This is a genomic window from Caloramator sp. E03, assembly GCF_006016075.1.
Lineage (GTDB): Bacteria > Bacillota > Clostridia > Clostridiales > Caloramatoraceae > Caloramator_B.
In genome coordinates, this window is sequence record NZ_CP040093.1 from 639,172 (window position 1) to 657,262 (window position 18,091).

An 18,091-nucleotide genomic window follows, 5' to 3' on the forward strand; every position below is an offset into this window, starting at 1 on the left:
CATTTAAACAAGTATGTTATCTATGGCTTTTAATCATAATATATATTTGAAAACTCAACATTTACATTCTGAATAAACCTATTATCCTCTAATATTCCACATTTATCTTCAATTTCTTCTTTAACAAAGTCATCAGGTAAAAATACTTTAAAGCTACTTCCCACCCCTTCTATGCTTGAAAATTCTATCCTACCTCCTAAAGCCTCAGTAAAGAGCTTTGTAAGGTTTAATCCTATCCCCGTTCCATCACTTTTCCTTGATAGGCTATTATCTATCTGACTAAAGCGTTTAAATATTAGTTCTTGTTTTTCCTTTGGTATTCCAACGCCTTCATCCTTAACCTCAATACAAACACTATTTTCATCTGTTGAAATATAAACATATATATTTTTCCCGCAAGGAGTATTTTTAATAGCATTAGAAAGTAGGTTCAATAGTATTCTTTCATACTTTTCATCATCAATTGCAATTATCTTGTTTCTAATCTGGGGTATAAAACTTAAGTTTATATTTTTTTGCTTTGCATATATTGAAACCAGTTCAATTATTGATTTTGAAAATCTAACTATATCTATGTTTTTTTTGTATACCTTTAAATATCCTGCATCGGCTCTTACTACATCAAGAAGGTTATTAACAAGCCTAATCTGCTGAAGGCAGCTTTGCTTTATCTTTTTTAAATAATCTTTTGTTCTGTCAGAAAGCTCATCCTTAGATAAAAATTCTATTGTTTGAACAGCAGCACTAATAATTGATAGAGGTGTTTTAAACTCGTGAGTAATAAAAGAAAATATCTCCCCTTGAACCCTTAATAAATTCTCTATTGCCTCCTTCTGTTCAACTTCATTTGTAATATCTATTATTATCATAAGTATTTCATATATATCTCCTGATGAATTTAATATTGGCTGAAATATGATTTTTGCATGTATTTTTTTATTCTTCTTTAATATTTCAACATCATTAATCTCAATTGGCATTTTATTTTTTTCCATTTCATCAATTAATTTATATTCTTCTCTGTCTTTAAAGTCAAAGGGAATACACTTTAGGGATTGACCTAATTTAATTTCATCTAAATTGTTATGAAATCTTGGTATAGTCTGATTTATTAATTCCTTTGCCTTTTTATTAATTTCAATTATTTTATATTCAGGATAGGAGATTCTAACAATAGGTAATTCAAGTGAATCAATTATTTTATAGAAATGCTCCATCTGTGTTTTTAATATAGATTCATAATTTATCTGTTCTGTTATATCCTTATAACATAAAACTGCCATTGAAACTTCTCCATTTTTATCATATACAGGGCTTCCACAAGTATTAACATATATAGTCTTATCTTGGCATTTAATAACTTGTATAAAATCCTTTATTTTTTCTCCTTTTAATACTCTATATCCAGGCATATTCTCAAAGGCAATCTCATTACCATCATAACCATAATAAGTTGTATCCTTTAACGAATCCCCAAAATATTTTATTTTTTCCCAGCTACTGAAAAATTCCTTTGCAGAGTCACTTAAGAGTTTATAACTAAGGTCTTTATTTATAATACAGATTCCATCAGATATATTTTTTAATATTATTTCAAGCTGATCTCTTTGTTCTTTTATAATCCTTGCTTGATTTTCAATCTGTTTTCTCCTAATAACAACATCAGTTATATCTTTTATCGCTACAAGTATATATTTTATAACATCTTTTTCTTTAATAGGAGTAATATTTATAGAACAATATTCTATTTGTCCATCTATCCTAAGATGCTTATATTCTTTGATAAAATATTGCTTCTGAGTTTTTAGTATGCGCTCCCAAACCTTGTCCCAAAAGTATTTTGGCATCCCAACTTCAACTATATCATCAATTCTCTTCCCAATGAAATTTTCCTTTTTAATTGTAAAATTACTAAGAAAATTAATAAAGTTTTTATTAGCTTTTAAAAGTAGAAAATCCGGTACTGCAAAAAGTGCAATGCCAAAAGCGTTATCAAAATATTTCTCAAACTGATTAATAAAACTCAACTTTTTGCTTAATTTATTTTTATATATCTCATTAAATGCTAAAAGGTACTCATTATCTCTTTTTAAATCGTATTTTTTAATAGTTACAGCTTTAACCTGGAAAGTTCTGTTAAACAAATAATAATCTTTATCATTGGAAAATTTATTATCAAATTTAGGATATAGTTTTATTAAATTAAAAAAACTTTCAACATCCTTTCCTACAATGATTTTTTTATCATATTTAAGTAATGAAATTAGATTACTGCTTATTTTTCTTACAATACCATCTTTTACAACAACATAATTTTTTGAATACTTCATCTTTTGAGGCAAAATTTCACTTTTCCCCATCACCATATATACCCCCAAAACAATATATATGTTTTTTTTTAATAACTTCTACAAAATTTCAAAATTTCCTTTTTTTTAATCTAAAATATTCTATACTTAAATTTTAAAACAAAAGGGTGATTAAATATATAAATTAATCACCCTTTTACATTTTATTTTAAAACATTCTTTATTTGTGATACTATATACTTTACATTTTTTATTGTTTCTTCTTTATTAGTAGAATCTATTATTCTTTTTACTATTGCACTACCTACAATTATTCCTTCACAGTATAATTTATATTTTTTTGCCATTTCTGCACTTGATATTCCAAATCCAAGGGCTTTTGGTAATTTAGTATATTGAGATATCATTTTCATATATTCTTCAACGTTTGTATCAATATCATCCCTAATCCCTGTAACACCTTTCGTTGATACACAATACACGAAACCTTTTCCATTCTCTACTATCTTTTTTATTCTTTCTTTAGAGGTTGGGGCAACAAGTGGAATTAAATATACACCATATTTATCTGAAATTTTCAATATATCACCTCTCTCTTCAATCGGTAAATCCGGAATAATAATTCCATCAACACCGACTTGGCTACTTTCCTTAATAAATTTATCAATTCCATATTTAAATATAGAATTATAATATACTAAATAAATCAAAGGTATATTGCTCTTTTTTCTTATCTCTTCAACAGCTTTCATTATAATGCTAATCTTTGCACCTTTTTTTAAAGCTCTTGATGAGGATTCTTGTATAATAACTCCATCAGCTAAAGGATCAGAATAGGGTATACCTAATTCTATGATATCAGCCCCTGCCTCTTCCATTGCTAAAACCAAATCAATTGTCATATTTATATCTGGATCTCCAGCCATTATAAATGGAATCATTACCTTTTCACCATTTTGAATTAATAATTTAAATTTTGCATCAATTCTATTTGCCATTATTATTCTCCTCCATAATACTAATTACAGTATCTATATCTTTATCCCCTCTACCTGATAAATTAACAATAATAATATCATCTTTTTGAAGTTTTTTAGCAAGTTTTTCTCCATAAGAAACTGCATGGGAACTCTCAAGTGCAGGTATTATTCCTTCAAAGTGTGATAAATCATGAAATGCTTCAAGTGCTTCTTTATCTGTTACAGATACATACTCTGCCCTTCCTATTTCTTTCAAATATGCATGTTCAGGACCAATACCAGGATAGTCCAGTCCTGCAGAAATTGAATAAGCTGGAAGTATCTGCCCATCCTCGTCTTGAAGAACATATGTCATCATACCGTGAATAACACCAACTGATCCACCTGAAATACTTGCAGCATGCTTTCCAGTATCAATTCCTAAACCTGCAGCTTCAACACCAATAAGTTTTACTTTGATATCATTTATAAAAGGGTAAAATATACCCATAGAGTTACTTCCTCCTCCAACACATGCAACAACATAATCCGGAAGTTTTCCCTCTTTTTCCAAAATCTGTTTTCTTGTTTCATCTCCAATTATCCTTTGAAAGTCCCTAACTATTGTAGGATAAGGATGTGGACCAACAACAGATCCTATAACATAAAAAGTATTTTCTACATTTTTAACCCAATCTCTCATTGCTTCGTTTACAGCATCTTTAAGAGTACCTGTGCCTGAAGACACAGCTGTCACTTTGGCACCTAATATCTTCATTTTAAAAACATTAAGTGCCTGCCTTTTAATATCCTCTTCACCCATAAAAATTTCACATTCCATTCCTAACATTGCAGCTACAGTTGCTGTTGCAACTCCATGCTGACCAGCTCCTGTTTCTGCAATAATCCTGTTTTTCCCCATTCTTTTTGCAAGCAAGACCTGTCCCAATACATTGTTTATTTTATGTGATCCTGTATGATTTAAATCTTCTCTTTTAAGATATATTTTTGCACCTCCTAGCCTTTTAGTAAGATTTTCTGCAAAATATAAAGGCGTTTCTCTTCCTGAATATTCTTTAAGATAGTAATTATATTCATCCATAAAATCCTTATCATTTTTTGCTTTATAAAATTCATTCTCAAGTTCAATTAAAGCATTCATTATTGTTTCAGGAACATACTGTCCTCCAAATTTACCAAATCTTCCATTCATTCAAAATCCCTCACCTTTTTAATAAATTCATTCATTTTATTAAAATCTTTTACCCCATTTTCTTCCACACCACTTGAAACATCAACTGCAAAAGGTCTTACTTTTGATATTGCATTTGTTATATTATCAGAGTTTAATCCACCTGCTAAAATAATTGGCTTTTTTATATCAAGCATATCTATAACTTCTAGGTTAAAGCCCTTACCAAGTCCTCCTTGTATATCTTTCAATTTACTATCTAATACAATTGCCTCAATAGGAAGATTATTTAATATTTCAATTTGTTTTTGATAATATTTTAGCTTATCTGTAATATTCTCCCCAATATCTATCCCCAATACCTTCCATGTTCTAAAGCCTTTTAATTTTTTAATATATATTTCATCTTCACTTCCATGAAGTTGTATTATATCAAGTTTTAAATATTCAGCAATATATTTTACTTTTTCAATATCCTCATTTACAAAAACTCCAACTCTTTGTACCTTTTTATCAAGAATTTCAATTAAATTTTTTGCCTCTTCAATTCCAACACGCCTTTTGCTATTTGCAAATATAAAGCCAGTATAGTCAGGCATAAGCTCATTTACATAAGCTATATCTTCATATCTTTTTAATCCGCAAATTTTAATCTTTACCATAACTACAAGACTCCTCTTTCCTTACCTTTAAAACCAAATCCTCTAATTCAGCTATATTTTCAATCTTCCTCATAAACGTTTCCCCAATCAGTACTGAGTCCACACCAAGTGATTTTAAATATTCAATATCCTCAGTATTTTTTATACCACTTTCAGATATTACTAAAACATTATTTGGTATATACCTTATAAGCCTTTCGGTAGTTTTTAAATTAACTGTGAAATCTTTTAAATTTCGATTATTTATTCCTATAATGTCGCATCCTGCCGATAAAACAAATTCAAGATCCCTTTCATCATGAACTTCAGCTATACAATCCAGCCCTATTTCTTTAGCTTTAGTATAAAATACTTTTATTTTATCTTTAAGGACAGAAGCTATAAGCAAAACTGCATCTGCACCTAATGCTTTTGACTGATATATCTGATATTCATCAACTATAAAGTCTTTTCTTAATACAGGTTTTGAACTTACATTTTTAACCTCTAATATATATTCATCAGAACCTTTAAAAAAATATTTTTCTGTTAAAACTGATATTGCATCAACATCTATTTTTTCATAAATCTTAGCAATTTCAGAAGGATTAAAATCCTTTTTAATTATACCCTTTGATGGTGATGCTTTCTTTATTTCTGCAATTATTGTTATACGATCTTTTTTTAAGGCCTTCTTAAATTCTCTCAAAGAATTATTACAATTACTAAAGCTTTCATAAGATATTCTTTTTTTCTCTTCTTCTATCTGTGCTTTTTTATAGGCAATAATATCATCAAGTATCATATTAGCATCCCCTACTATATTCAATGATTTCATTCATTTTTTTATATGCCTTCCCTGAATCTATAATCTCCTCTGCAAGACGTATTCCTTCCTTTATGCTTAAACAAACATTCCCAACATAAAGTGCAGCAGCACTATTTAAAACTACAATATCTCTTTTAAAACCTTTTTTACCTTTTAAAATATCAATAATGATTTTTGCATTTTCATTTGGGCTTCCTCCTTTAATATCATTTATTGATGATCTTTCAATACCAAATTCCTCAGGATTTATAATATAATCAATAACCTCGCCATTTTTAACTTCACTTACAAAAGTAAATGTTGTTGTAGTAATCTCATCTAATCCATCATTCCCAGATACAACTAATGCCTTCTTGCATCCTAATCTTAAAAGTACATTTGCAAGCATATTTGTCAAATCCTTATCATATACGCCCAATACTTGACCTTTAACAAATGCAGGATTTGTAAGAGGTCCCAGTATGTTAAATATAGTGCTTGTTCCAATTTCTTTTCTTGCTGCTGCAACATTTTTCATTGCAGTATGGTATTTTTGTGCAAATAAGAATCCCATACCTGACACATCAATACATTCTGCTGCCTTATCTGGATCTAAATCTATATTATAGCCGAGCTCCATTAATACATCAGCACTGCCACTTTTACTTGAAACTGCTTTATTTCCATGCTTTGCAACCTTAATCCCCGCTGCTGCCGCAATTATGGCAACAGCTGTTGAAATATTAAATGTCTTCCCTCCATCTCCACCTGTCCCACAAGTATCAATTACATACTCTGATTTTAATTTTACCTTCTTTGCATTATCCCTCATTGCTCTTGCACATCCTGCTACTTCGTCAACTGTTTCCCCTTTCATTCTAATTCCAATTAAAAATGCTCCTATTTGAGAATTTGCTACATTACCTTTCATAATTTCGTTCATTGCATTATAAGCTTCATCTTCAGTTAAATTTTTCTTATCAACAATCTTTTTAATTATTTCTTGAAACATAGCATATCCCCTCCAAAAAATTTTTTATTATGTCTTTTCCATGCTCAGTTAATATAGATTCAGGATGGAACTGAAGTCCATATACATCAAAATATCTATGTCTAACTGCCATTATTGCTCCATCATCAATACTTTTTGCTATAATTTTAAGTTCATTTGGAAGAGTATTTTCTTCAACAATTAATGAATGGTATCTCATAACTTTAATTTTATTTTTTATACCTTTGAATATTTTGTCATCATCGTGTAGAATAACTGATGTCTTACCATGCTTAATTATATGGGCCCTAATAACTTTTCCGCCATAAGCACATCCAATAGCTTGATGTCCAAGACATATTCCTAATATAGGAATCTTACCTCCATATTCTCTTATTAAATCTATACATATCCCTGCCTTCTCAGGCCTTCCAGGCCCAGGTGATAAAATTATTCCTTTTAGATTCATTGAAGATATATATTTCAAATCCACTTCATCATTTCTTAAAACTAAAATATCATCATAAAATTCACCTACATATTGATAAATGTTATAAGTAAATGAATCATAATTATCAACTATTAATAACAATTAAATCACCTCCTTCATTGCCATTGCTTTATTAAGTGTTTCCATATACTCTGATTCTGGATTTGAATCAAATACAATTCCTGCTCCTGCCTGTATATATGCACTGTTTTCTTTAAAAATAATTGTCCTGATTGCTATACATGTATCCATATCGCCACTAAAGGAAAAATAACCAACAGCACCTGCATAAATCCCTCTCCGAACATTTTCAAGTTCATCTATTATTTCCATTGCTCTTATTTTGGGAGCACCTGATACAGTGCCAACAGGCAAACAAGAACTTAACGCATCAAAGCATGTTAAACCTTTCTTAAGCTCTCCTGAGACAGTTGAAACTATATGCATGACATGGGAATAATAATCAACTTCCATAAATCTTTCTACTGTGACGCTATTAAATTCACTTATCCTACCTATATCATTTCTTGCTAAATCAACTAGCATTACATGCTCAGATTTTTCCTTTTCATCTTTTAAAAGTTCAACTTTTAAATTTTCATCTTCTTGAGAATCTCTGCCTCTTGCCCTTGTCCCAGCAATTGGATTAGTAACTACCTTTCTCCCTTTTAAAGAAACAAGTCTCTCTGGAGAAGAACCAGCTATCTGAAAATCCCTAAAATCTATATAAAAAAGATATGGTGAAGGGTTTTTTGATCTTAGCCTTCTATAAACATCAAAAGGATCAGAATTGCAAATAAATTTCATCCTTTGTGATAATACTACCTGAAATATTTCGCCCTGCTTTATATACTCCTTTGCCTTTTCAACAATTCTGCAATATTCTTCCTTTGTAAAATTCGACTCAAATTCTTTTTCTTTATTTGTATCTTTCAATTCATGTGTTTCAATATTCTCTTTAATCGTTTTTTTAATTTCGTTAAGTTTTTCTATTATTGCTTTTAAATCTGCTTCATCATCTTCAAATACGTTATAAACTAAAATCATTTTGTGGCGGAAATGATCATAGCATATAAAAGTTTTATAAAACATTAAAAATGCCTCTGGTACATCAATCTCATCTTTATTTTTATTAGGAATCTTCTCATATTGCCTTATTACATCATAGCCAATATATCCTACCGCTCCTCCTGTAAACGGTATATCAAGGCCTAAAGATTCATAGTCACTTTCTATATATTTCTTTATACAATCAAGAACCTTTCCTTTTGACTTTATTTCTTCTGCACCACGGCATATTAAAATTTCTTCTCCATAACTTTTTATACTCATATAAGGCTGTGCACCAATAAATGAATATCTTCCTATCTCTTTTTCTGAAAAAACGCTTTCTAAAATAAACTTGTTCGAACCTTTAATACTGTAGTAAATACTTATTGGAGTTATTTCATCTGCATTAATCGTTAAGTATACTGGAAATACTTTTTTCATACTTTTATATTTTTTAAATTCAATCTCTGATAAATTTACCACTATCATCACCCCTTTTTATATATAAAAAAATCGCTACGCCCAAATAATGGGACGTAGCGACGCGGTGCCACCCATCTTCAGTTTTACCTTTGGTGGAATATAAAATAAAACAAAAAACATTTCATCCAAAAAGGACGAAATGTTAATTTCGTTTTGCCACCTCGGTTAAAACTATCTCTTCCAGGTACGGATTTTACTCGATACCCTGTCTTTTTAACGGTAGACTACCGGTTACTGCTACTTCAATTTCGCATCACATCTTCAAGACCCATTCAATACAGGCTACAGTATTTGGCTCTCACCACCCCAAACTCGCTTTAACTAAATTCCTGTACCTACTCCTTCTTTTCATCGACTTTAACTTATCCACTTTTAATATTATTATATTATTGCAACAACATTTGTCAACATGATAATATATTAATTTTTTTACATAATTAGTGAAATTTCATTTTTATTAGTATTCCCATTCTTATATCAGCTATACCTTCTAATAGGCTCCTTCACGCATAAATACAACCTTAAAAGTCTTTAAAAATATTTTAAAATCAAGCCAAAGGGAGAAATTCATTACATAATTAACATCGTATTCTATTGTCTGTCCAACATCTAAATCTCCTCTTCCATTAACCTGTGCAAGTCCTGATACTCCTGGTTTTACAAGTAGTCTTATTCTTTCATAGTCACTATAGAGGTTTACAATGTCAGGTATCTCTGGTCTTGGTCCTATAAGGCTCATATCTCCTTTTAATATATTTATAAGTTGAGGCAACTCATCAAGGCTTGTTTTCCTTAAAAACTTTCCTGACCTTGTTATTCTTGGATCATCTTTATCCTGAAATACAAAATTCTTAAGGTTTTCTTTTTCAACCTTTTTGTTAAAAAGTTTATCTGCATTTTTTACCATTGTTCTAAATTTATATATTGTGAATGGCTTGCCACCTAATCCTATCCTTGTTTGCCTAAAAATAGCTTCTCCTTCAGAATCAATTTTAATCCAAATAGCAAGAATAAGAAAAAGTGGACTTAATACTATAAGAAGTATTAACGAAATTATTACATCAAAAAATCTTTTAATAGCAAATTGAAATCTTTTTTTACTTAAACTATTTTCTATCTCCTTTAATGTTATCCCTGCCATAAGCCCCTCCTTTATTTTAAGTCTTTAATATATTTTGCTGGAACTCCTCCAACTACAGTATATTCTGGGACATCCTTATTTACAACAGAGCCTGCTGCAACAACAGAACATTTTCCAATTTTAACACCACAAAGTATTGTAGCATTTGCACCAATCCAGCATCCCTCTTCTAATACAACTGGTGCAACCTTTCTTTTATAAAACCTTTTTAACATCCTATATCCAACATCTTGATGAGTCAATATACTAACCCCTTCTGAAATTACTGCTTCTTTCTTTATAGTGATACAATCTGCCATATCAAAAAATACTTTTCGCCCAATAAAGCAATTATCTTCTATTTTAAGATTTTTATAGTTAAAATAGGTATTATCAAGTACAAGACCTGGTCTTATATTTGTAGTTTCTGAAATCTGTGCACCAAGAAGTTTTAATGCAATTTTTATTTCTCTCTCTGAACAATGTTCAATGTATCGGTTTATTATATAATCACCGAAAATTTTTGCCTTTATTCTTAGTACTCCAATTTTAACCTTAACCCATAAATATAATATACATCTAAATAGTCCTTTCAAATTATTTCTCCCCCATTTTGAAGGTATATTATATAGACATCACATAAATACCATTATTATTTAGCTGCTCTGCATATCTCACAAATAAGTTTTTAGTATCAAATAGTATTGTTCCTTTATTTAAGCTTTCTAATAGATAATCTAAGTCAATTGTGTCAAATTCTTTTTGTTTTGCAAGAACCATCACTGCATCAGCATTTTTCAAGGCCTCATCTATTTTTTCAACCTTAAAATCATAAACTGTTGGAACAACTGGATCATAGGCAAAAACAGATGCTCCTTTATGTTTTAATATATTTATAATTTCAATTGGGGGACTTATCCTGTCATCATTTGAATAATCCTTCATAGCAATACCAAGTATCCCAATTTTGCAATCCTTTATCTTTTTACCAATGCTTAATAATTTATCTTCCAGCATGCTTACCATAATGTTGGGCAAATTAGCATTTTTATCCCTTGATAATTTTAAAAGATCAAGACTTATATTAAGCTCTTTTGCCTTTGGCTCAAGATAGTGATATGCATTAGGTATACAGTATCCACCAACACCAGGACCTGGAGTTAAAAGCTTTACCCTTTTATGAGTGTTTGCTACATTTATAACTTCAAAAATATCTATCCCAAGGGCTTCTGTAAATCTTGCAAACTCTTGTACCATTGCTATATTAACATCCCTTTGAACATTTTCAAATACCTTTGCAGTTTCAACTATTTTTATATTACTTGCTATTATAACTTCAGCCTTACATACTATAGATAGTAATTCTTTTGCTCTTTTAGCACTTTCTTTATTTATTCCTGCAACTATTGTTGGCATATATGCAAATTCTTCAAAGGCATGCCCTTCAGCTATTCTTTCAGAAGAATATGCAAGATAAAAATCCTCTCCCGCCTTAAGATTTGACTCCTTTTCAAGCACTGGAAGTATTTTTTCTTCAGTAGTTCCTGGAATTACAGTACTTCTTATAACAACAAGATCTCCCTTTTTAAGATTTTTTCCAATTACATTGCAACAGTTTAAAAGCTCTGATATGTCATGTTCTCCATTTCTTATAGGAATTCCTACAGTTACAATTATATTATTACTTTCTTTAAGGGCAAGCTCCATATCTGTAGTTGCTCTATATCTTTTACTTTCAAGCTCTTCCTTTAAAATCTGCTGTATTGATTTTCCTTCAAATCCTTCAGTATGATATGTAATACCTCTATTTATGTCATCAACAAGGTCTTTTACAACATCAACTCCATAAACATTACATCCTCTAAAGGAAAAGCTAAGTGATAGTGGAAGCCCTACAAAGCCTTGTCCAAATACTGCTACATTCTTATACCTATCGTCTATTTTTTCAATTAAATTATTCATTTTTATCCTCCTGTTCTTCTAAATATTTACCTTTATATAGTAAAGCAATTATTATCCATACAAACACATTTAGCTGAGGTATAAACATCAAATTGTTAAAGAAATTTTGAAAAACGTAAGAAACTATAAAACACAAAGCTGCTAAAGCATAAAGCTTATATTTTTCACTTTTTAAATAGGTATCAAAGACAAGATAAAATAAATTTAAATAAATTCCAATAAAAATTAACCCACCAAATATGCCAAGCTCTGCAAACATCTTTATATATGAATTATGAACGCTAAACTTCCACCTTCCAAGGTATAGTTCTTTATATTTTTTTACATATTCTGTATATCTATAAAGATAGTTCCCATTTCCAACTCCTGTCCAAAAATGTTCTTTAAACATTATTATTCCAGTTTTCCAAAGCTTTAATCTTTCATTATTAGTAAGGCTTGAAAAACTAAATATTGAAAGTATCCTTTTTCGTGTCAATGGAACTAATAAAGATAAAACTCCTATGAAAGGAAGAGCTATAAGACCTTTTCTATACCTTAATAAAAATAAAAGAATAAGCCCTAATGCAAAACCTACCCATGAGCCTCTTGTAAAACTCATCAAAAGGTTAAAAGCAAAAAGAATAAAAAGCAAAAGGTTATATATAATTTTTATCTTTTTGCTCTCAAGCATATCTATAATTGGAATAAATATAACAGTATTTACTGCACAGCCCCAGTAGTTTGGATTTTCAAAGGTTGCAAAGACTCTGCCTCTACCTAAAGGATAAATTTGCTCTGCATCCCTAAAATTTGATAAATTCAATGCAAACTGCACCACTCCATATATATTTGCAAGTATCATTGAAAGAAAAAATAATAATAAAGCAATTTTTATAAATCTATCATCAGATATTATTAATATTAAATAAAAAAGAATAACATATTCTAAAAATCTAAAAGTTTCAGTTATAGCTACAGTTTTATTTACCGAGTAGCTAACAGAAATTAGGCTTAATAAAACAAAGAGTATTATCAATACATTTAATATTTTTATCCTTTTATCGAAAAAAATATCAAATACTTCTTTACCATCTTTGTTATAAATATATAAAGAATAAATAACACCTAATGCTATTGCAAAGCTTCCTAAAATAAAGTCGGCAGACATTGGGAAATATTTAATTTTAACTTTTAGAGGCATTATAGGAACAATTATAATAAACGAATACATTATAACATTAAATAATCTTTTTAAAAACATATTATCCTCCAGCTTACAGATTTCATCTTGAAAGCTTCTTATTTTTATCTATTTTATTCTTATCCTTTGAAATATAAAAAACATATAATCCTTCTAAGAAACCTACCCCATAGCTTGTATGAAGTATTAAAAAAGCAAATAAAATTTTGAAAACAAGATTATAATTCTTATCTGATGCTTTTATTGAAAAAGCTACTCCAAGTATTAAATATATAAGCAAAACTATAGCATAAAGATAACCTATTAATTTTGAAAAAATGCTTAAAAATGCTCCTAATGCAAGTCCACATACAAAGAAAACTGGAACAAGATGTCTTAGCGAAGCCGGTTTTTTATGCTTTTGAATAACTCTAACTTTCCAGAATCCATATTGATAATACTGTTTCCAAAGTTTTTTATATGAGCCTCTTGTATAATAATAGGATATTATATCAGGATCAAGCAATATCTTCCCACCAGACTTTATCAATCTAAAATTTATCTCATCATCTTGGTTTCTTACAAATTCCTCATCAAAATATCCTATTTTATCAAATATATCCCTTTTATATGCTGCAAATGCAACAGTATCAACAAGCTGTTTTGTTTTAGAAAATCTGAACAATGCATTACCAACACCAAAGGGAGATGACATTGCTTGAGCAATAGCTTGTGCAGTTTTATTTTCACTTATGTTAATTATTCTGCCTCCAACGCAATCAACATTATCTCTCTCAAAATCTTCAACAACCCTTTTAATATAATCCTTGTGCATATATGAATGTGCACCAAATATCATAACTATATCTCCTTTTGAATGCCTTATACCTATATTCATTGCAACAGGAGTTATTTTTTTTTCATTGTTTATGATTTTAATTTGAGTATAGGTTTCTTCATACTTTTTAATTATGTCTAAGGTTTTATCATCAGACATCCCATCAACAACTATTATTTCTATGTTTTCAATCCCATAACTTTGATTTATAATTGATTCAATACATTGCCCTATATAGTTTTCTTCATTCCTGCAGGGTATCACAACAGACACAATTTTTTTGTTTTCTTCCATTAAAAACACCCCTATTTATTCATACTTTCATAAAGCTCTTCAACTATTTTTACATTATTACTCCAAAGCGCCTTTTCTCTAATAATCTTTAAATTTTTTATTGAAGCTTCTTTTAATATTTTTTTATTATTACAACACCATAAAATAGCCTCTTCAACTTCTTTACTATTTATACCTTTTATTATATAACCATTATCTTTATCATGTACCCATTCCCTATTTGCAGGTAGATCTGAAACTATAGGAAATAGTCCACAGCACATAGCCTCAAGTAAACTAACAGATGTTGAGTCTGAGGAAGGTATTGAAACAAATACATCATTTTTATATAATAGCTTTCCTACATCTAAAGGATTATACCTTCCTACAAACTTTACTTTATCTTCAATTTTATATTCTTTAACCTTACTTTTTAATCTTTCCATCTCGCTACCATCAGCTGCAATTGTGAGGAATATATTATTATTTTTCAAAAGTGCCCCGTAAAAACCATCAATTATAATATCTATATTATAAAGCTTCTCAAGCCTTCTATTACTTATAAAGCTTAAACTATTATCTTCATCAAATTTATGGACATAGTTTAAAAGTTCATCTTCTACTCCCATCGGAAAAGTATATATTTTATTTTTATCAGCCCCAAGATCTACTATCTTTTCTGACATAAAACTTGAATCTGAAGTTATAAACTTAGCCTTTTTTAAAACATATTTCACTATTGTTCTTAATATAATTGATTTTTCAGGTGCAAGCAGAATATCGGAACCCCAAGCTGAAACTATAAACTTATATCCTTTCATAGTAGCAGCATAAAATCCACAGGTATTTGCCTGGTGTGCATGTAGCACATCAGGATTTATTGATTTTATAAGTCTATGAACCTTTCTTGATGCAACCAGAAAATTTTTGAGACTATAATCTATATAGTGAACATGTACACCTTCTATTTCTGCTTTTTTATGGGATATAACATGAACTTCCCATCCTTTTTTTGCAAAATACTGTGCCCATTTTTGAGTATGAGATAAGGCTGCATTTGCAATATAACAAATCTTCATATCCTCACCGCCTCATTATCTTTCAGCTTCTAAAGATTTTTCTCTTTTCAATTCAATAGATATAATAATAATCCATATAATAATAGTTGCAGTAATTATACCTTTATGTTCAAATTCAACACCTGTAAGCACAGAAAATATGAGATATGATATTATGCATGCAACTTCTGCCCTGAAAATGCCAAAATTCTTAACCGATAAAATAAGTCTATTAATAAGGATTACAAAGAAAATTACTGCACATACAACTCCAAATTCAGTTGAAATCTGAAGCCAAAGGTTATGAGCTGCTTCAAGGCTATAAGATGCAACTACAATCTTCGACCTTAAGCTATCTGGCATTAGATAATAACCGTCTATCATATATTTTTTATAAAATTCTTGAAAGTTTCCTCCACCTATTCCAAAGGGATATTTTAATATTATTACAATGCTTGTATATAACGATTGAAGCCTTGCAATACTTGATTCATTCATTGAAAAATCCATATTGGTTCCTCTTCTTAACACATAAGACAATGCAGGCTTTATAAATATTACACAAAATGCACCAAGCAAATAAAAAAACTTTTTATATCTTTTACTTAAAAGAATTATAAGTACAGATGTAAAGAAAGCAAGCCATGCTCCCCTAGTAAATGTCACATAAAGCCCTGTTGCACATAATAACAATGAAACAAAAAGATAGTACGTTTCTTTCTTAGTATTTTTGCCATATAAAAGTTCATTTAAAATAAATGGAAGAATCAGTATAACTATACCAGCAAATATATTTATATTATGAAATCCAAAGGTTATATAAATCCTACTTGAAGCTATTTGATTAAAAGGGATTCTATTTGTTATTATCTGTGAAAAACCATATAAGCAACTTAAATCACATTGAAATATCAATGCATAGATTACTTGTTTAATATTTTTCTTATCAAAGTTAACATATACACAAAGGGCAAACATTATGGGCACAATAACAGATATATAGGCATATCCAATGCTTCTTGCAATATTATTTGAAAATATGGAGCTGTTTATTGCAAATATAGTAAATAAAACAATAAAAATTATATATAAGAGCTCTTGTTTACCAGAATAATAAGCCTCTTTAAATCTATAAGTTATATCCTTAATGTCTTTTAAAAATAGTATTGTAATATAAATAGATTCATAAGTTATCTTAAATATTAAAAAGTCAAAATACACTACCCTTCTTGCAGTAACAAGTAAAGGAAATGAAGCAATAAACAAAAGAATTGATAACTTTTTACTATATATTAATAAGTATATTTCTATAAATAAGAGAACTGTTGCTATATAAATCATTAGCAAATCTTTTTTGCCTATATTACTGCACAAAAAAGCAGTTAATATACATGATAGTATTAAAATTATAAATAAAGCTATATAATCTTTTTTAGTAAACATTAACCTCTTCATTTTCTACCCCTTATCTTATATAGTCAATTAAAAAGTCTGGTTCTTTCTTTATTTTAGCATCCTTCATATAGTTAAAATATGAATTTAGATTTTGAATAACTTCATCTATTTTCATTTTCCCTTTAATCCCATCATATATCAAACTGTTAACTTTTGGAAAATTAATATTAAGCGAACCTGTAGGATCATTTCCTTCAAAATCAAAATACTTCATATTATCATATTCAGCATATTTCAAATTCGTTTGTTTTACACTTTCATCATTTAATTTTTTATACTCATCATAGAGATATTTATACACACTAATAACACTATTTAAATCATTATCATTTTTATATACTACCAAAACATTAAAGTTTGTTAAATAATATTTTCTGCTGCCTTCACCAAAGAACCTTGGAAGATTAGATATACCTATATTCATATCTATTTTATTATCTTCAAAATAAGCTTTATCATCGCTTGTACTTATCATCATGGCAGTCTTACCTTCAATAAAGTCATTTCTTATATCTTTAATACTTTTTTTATCAAAATCCTGTGGTATAAGATTATCGCTATATAACTGATTATATTTTGTAATTATATCCTTTGAATAATTAAAATTATATTCACCCTTTTTATAGTTCCAAAAGGTTGTATATATATCTCCTTTAAAAACACTTGGCTCTCCTATTGACATTTTAATTTCTCCAAAATTAGATGCAGGAAATTCAAAGGGTACTATTTGTGGATTTGACTGCTTTATTTTTTTTGCATAATAGAGCAATTCTTGCCAAGTTTCTGGAGGATTATCAGGATTTAATCCACTTTTTATAAATATATCTTTGTTCCATACAAATTTTACTGTAGCACCTGAAACCTTTAAACCAATATTTTTACCCTTATACATAAAAATTCTGCTCTTATCTATTTCATCAAAATTATTTATGTTTAAATCTTCCATAGTATATATTTCTTCTTTTTCAATAACATCATAAAAACCAAGCTGAAAAATATCCGGTCTTCCACTTGACTGAAGTGAAAGCCTTAATATGTTGGAATAATCATCATCAAAACTTTTGTAATCTATATAGATTTTGTTATTTTCTAAATTAAACTTTTCTATATCTTTTTTTAACCTACTGCTATAAGCAGAGTTTCTTGTGAATACAGTAACTACAGTTTTATTTTCTGCAATTTTTGGTAACTTTTTGTCATTTTTCTTTAATAAATCAACTTTATATACAAAAGATATGACTAATAAAAATATAGTAATAATAAAATATGAAGTTACCAATCTTTGTCCTTTTGCTTTCAA

The 18,091-nt window shown here is 29.0% G+C and carries 16 protein-coding genes and 1 other annotated feature; all 16 genes read right to left on the reverse strand.

Annotated features, from left to right (window positions below):
* Positions 1-29: 29 nt before the first annotated feature.
* Entirely contained in the window at positions 30-2,360 is a 2,331-nt protein-coding gene (locus tag FDN13_RS03335; RefSeq protein WP_168190060.1) for a PAS domain-containing sensor histidine kinase, read from the reverse strand.
* A 152-nt stretch (positions 2,361-2,512) separates the two neighbouring features.
* Positions 2,513-3,307: a tryptophan synthase subunit alpha gene (trpA, locus tag FDN13_RS03340; protein ID WP_138978898.1), complete on the reverse strand. Its 795-nt coding sequence runs from the start codon at positions 3,305-3,307 to the stop codon at positions 2,513-2,515.
* Positions 3,297-4,481: a tryptophan synthase subunit beta gene (trpB, locus tag FDN13_RS03345; RefSeq protein ID WP_138978899.1), complete on the reverse strand. Its 1,185-nt coding sequence runs from the start codon at positions 4,479-4,481 to the stop codon at positions 3,297-3,299. The genes trpA and trpB overlap by 11 nt, the downstream gene beginning before the upstream one ends.
* Positions 4,478-5,122, reverse strand: coding sequence for a phosphoribosylanthranilate isomerase (locus FDN13_RS03350; protein ID WP_138978900.1), 645 nt, complete (start codon positions 5,120-5,122; stop codon positions 4,478-4,480). Before FDN13_RS03350 ends, trpB begins: the two co-directional genes overlap by 4 nt.
* Complete coding sequence (gene trpC, locus FDN13_RS03355) at positions 5,109-5,906, reverse strand: indole-3-glycerol phosphate synthase TrpC (protein WP_138978901.1); 798 nt, start codon at positions 5,904-5,906, stop codon at positions 5,109-5,111. The genes FDN13_RS03350 and trpC overlap by 14 nt, the downstream gene beginning before the upstream one ends.
* Before the next feature lies 1 nt (position 5,907).
* A complete protein-coding gene (gene trpD, locus FDN13_RS03360; protein ID WP_138978902.1) occupies positions 5,908-6,921 on the reverse strand; it encodes an anthranilate phosphoribosyltransferase in 1,014 nt (337 codons plus the stop codon).
* Positions 6,902-7,492 (reverse strand): anthranilate synthase component II, encoded by a 591-nt coding sequence (locus FDN13_RS03365; protein WP_138978903.1) that lies wholly within the window; start codon positions 7,490-7,492, stop codon positions 6,902-6,904. Before FDN13_RS03365 ends, trpD begins: the two co-directional genes overlap by 20 nt.
* Positions 7,493-8,923, reverse strand: a complete 1,431-nt coding sequence (trpE, locus tag FDN13_RS03370) for an anthranilate synthase component I (RefSeq protein WP_138978904.1) — start codon at positions 8,921-8,923, stop codon at positions 7,493-7,495.
* Between the two features lie 127 nt (positions 8,924-9,050).
* Positions 9,051-9,284 (reverse strand) — a binding site (T-box leader).
* Between the two features lie 129 nt (positions 9,285-9,413).
* Positions 9,414-10,064 carry a sugar transferase gene (locus FDN13_RS03380; protein ID WP_138978905.1) on the reverse strand — a complete coding sequence of 217 codons (651 nt, stop codon included), beginning with the start codon at positions 10,062-10,064 and terminating at the stop codon, positions 9,414-9,416.
* 11 nt (positions 10,065-10,075) lie between these two features.
* Positions 10,076-10,639 (reverse strand): acyltransferase, encoded by a 564-nt coding sequence (locus FDN13_RS14345; RefSeq protein ID WP_243120257.1) that lies wholly within the window; start codon positions 10,637-10,639, stop codon positions 10,076-10,078.
* A gap of 28 nt (positions 10,640-10,667) precedes the next feature.
* Positions 10,668-12,005, reverse strand: coding sequence for a nucleotide sugar dehydrogenase (locus FDN13_RS03390; protein WP_138978906.1), 1,338 nt, complete (start codon positions 12,003-12,005; stop codon positions 10,668-10,670).
* Positions 11,998-13,248 carry an O-antigen ligase family protein gene (locus FDN13_RS03395; protein WP_138978907.1) on the reverse strand — a complete coding sequence of 417 codons (1,251 nt, stop codon included), beginning with the start codon at positions 13,246-13,248 and terminating at the stop codon, positions 11,998-12,000. Before FDN13_RS03395 ends, FDN13_RS03390 begins: the two co-directional genes overlap by 8 nt.
* A 22-nt stretch (positions 13,249-13,270) precedes the next feature.
* Positions 13,271-14,299: a glycosyltransferase family 2 protein gene (locus FDN13_RS03400; RefSeq protein WP_138978908.1), complete on the reverse strand. Its 1,029-nt coding sequence runs from the start codon at positions 14,297-14,299 to the stop codon at positions 13,271-13,273.
* An 11-nt stretch (positions 14,300-14,310) separates the two neighbouring features.
* Positions 14,311-15,357, reverse strand: coding sequence for a glycosyltransferase family 4 protein (locus tag FDN13_RS03405; protein ID WP_138978909.1), 1,047 nt, complete (start codon positions 15,355-15,357; stop codon positions 14,311-14,313).
* A 15-nt stretch (positions 15,358-15,372) separates the two neighbouring features.
* On the reverse strand, positions 15,373-16,791 hold the full coding sequence (locus FDN13_RS03410; RefSeq protein ID WP_138978910.1) for an O-antigen ligase family protein: 1,419 nt from the start codon (positions 16,789-16,791) through the stop codon (positions 15,373-15,375).
* A gap of 10 nt (positions 16,792-16,801) precedes the next feature.
* A complete protein-coding gene (locus FDN13_RS03415; RefSeq protein ID WP_138978911.1) occupies positions 16,802-18,091 on the reverse strand; it encodes an ABC transporter substrate-binding protein in 1,290 nt (429 codons plus the stop codon).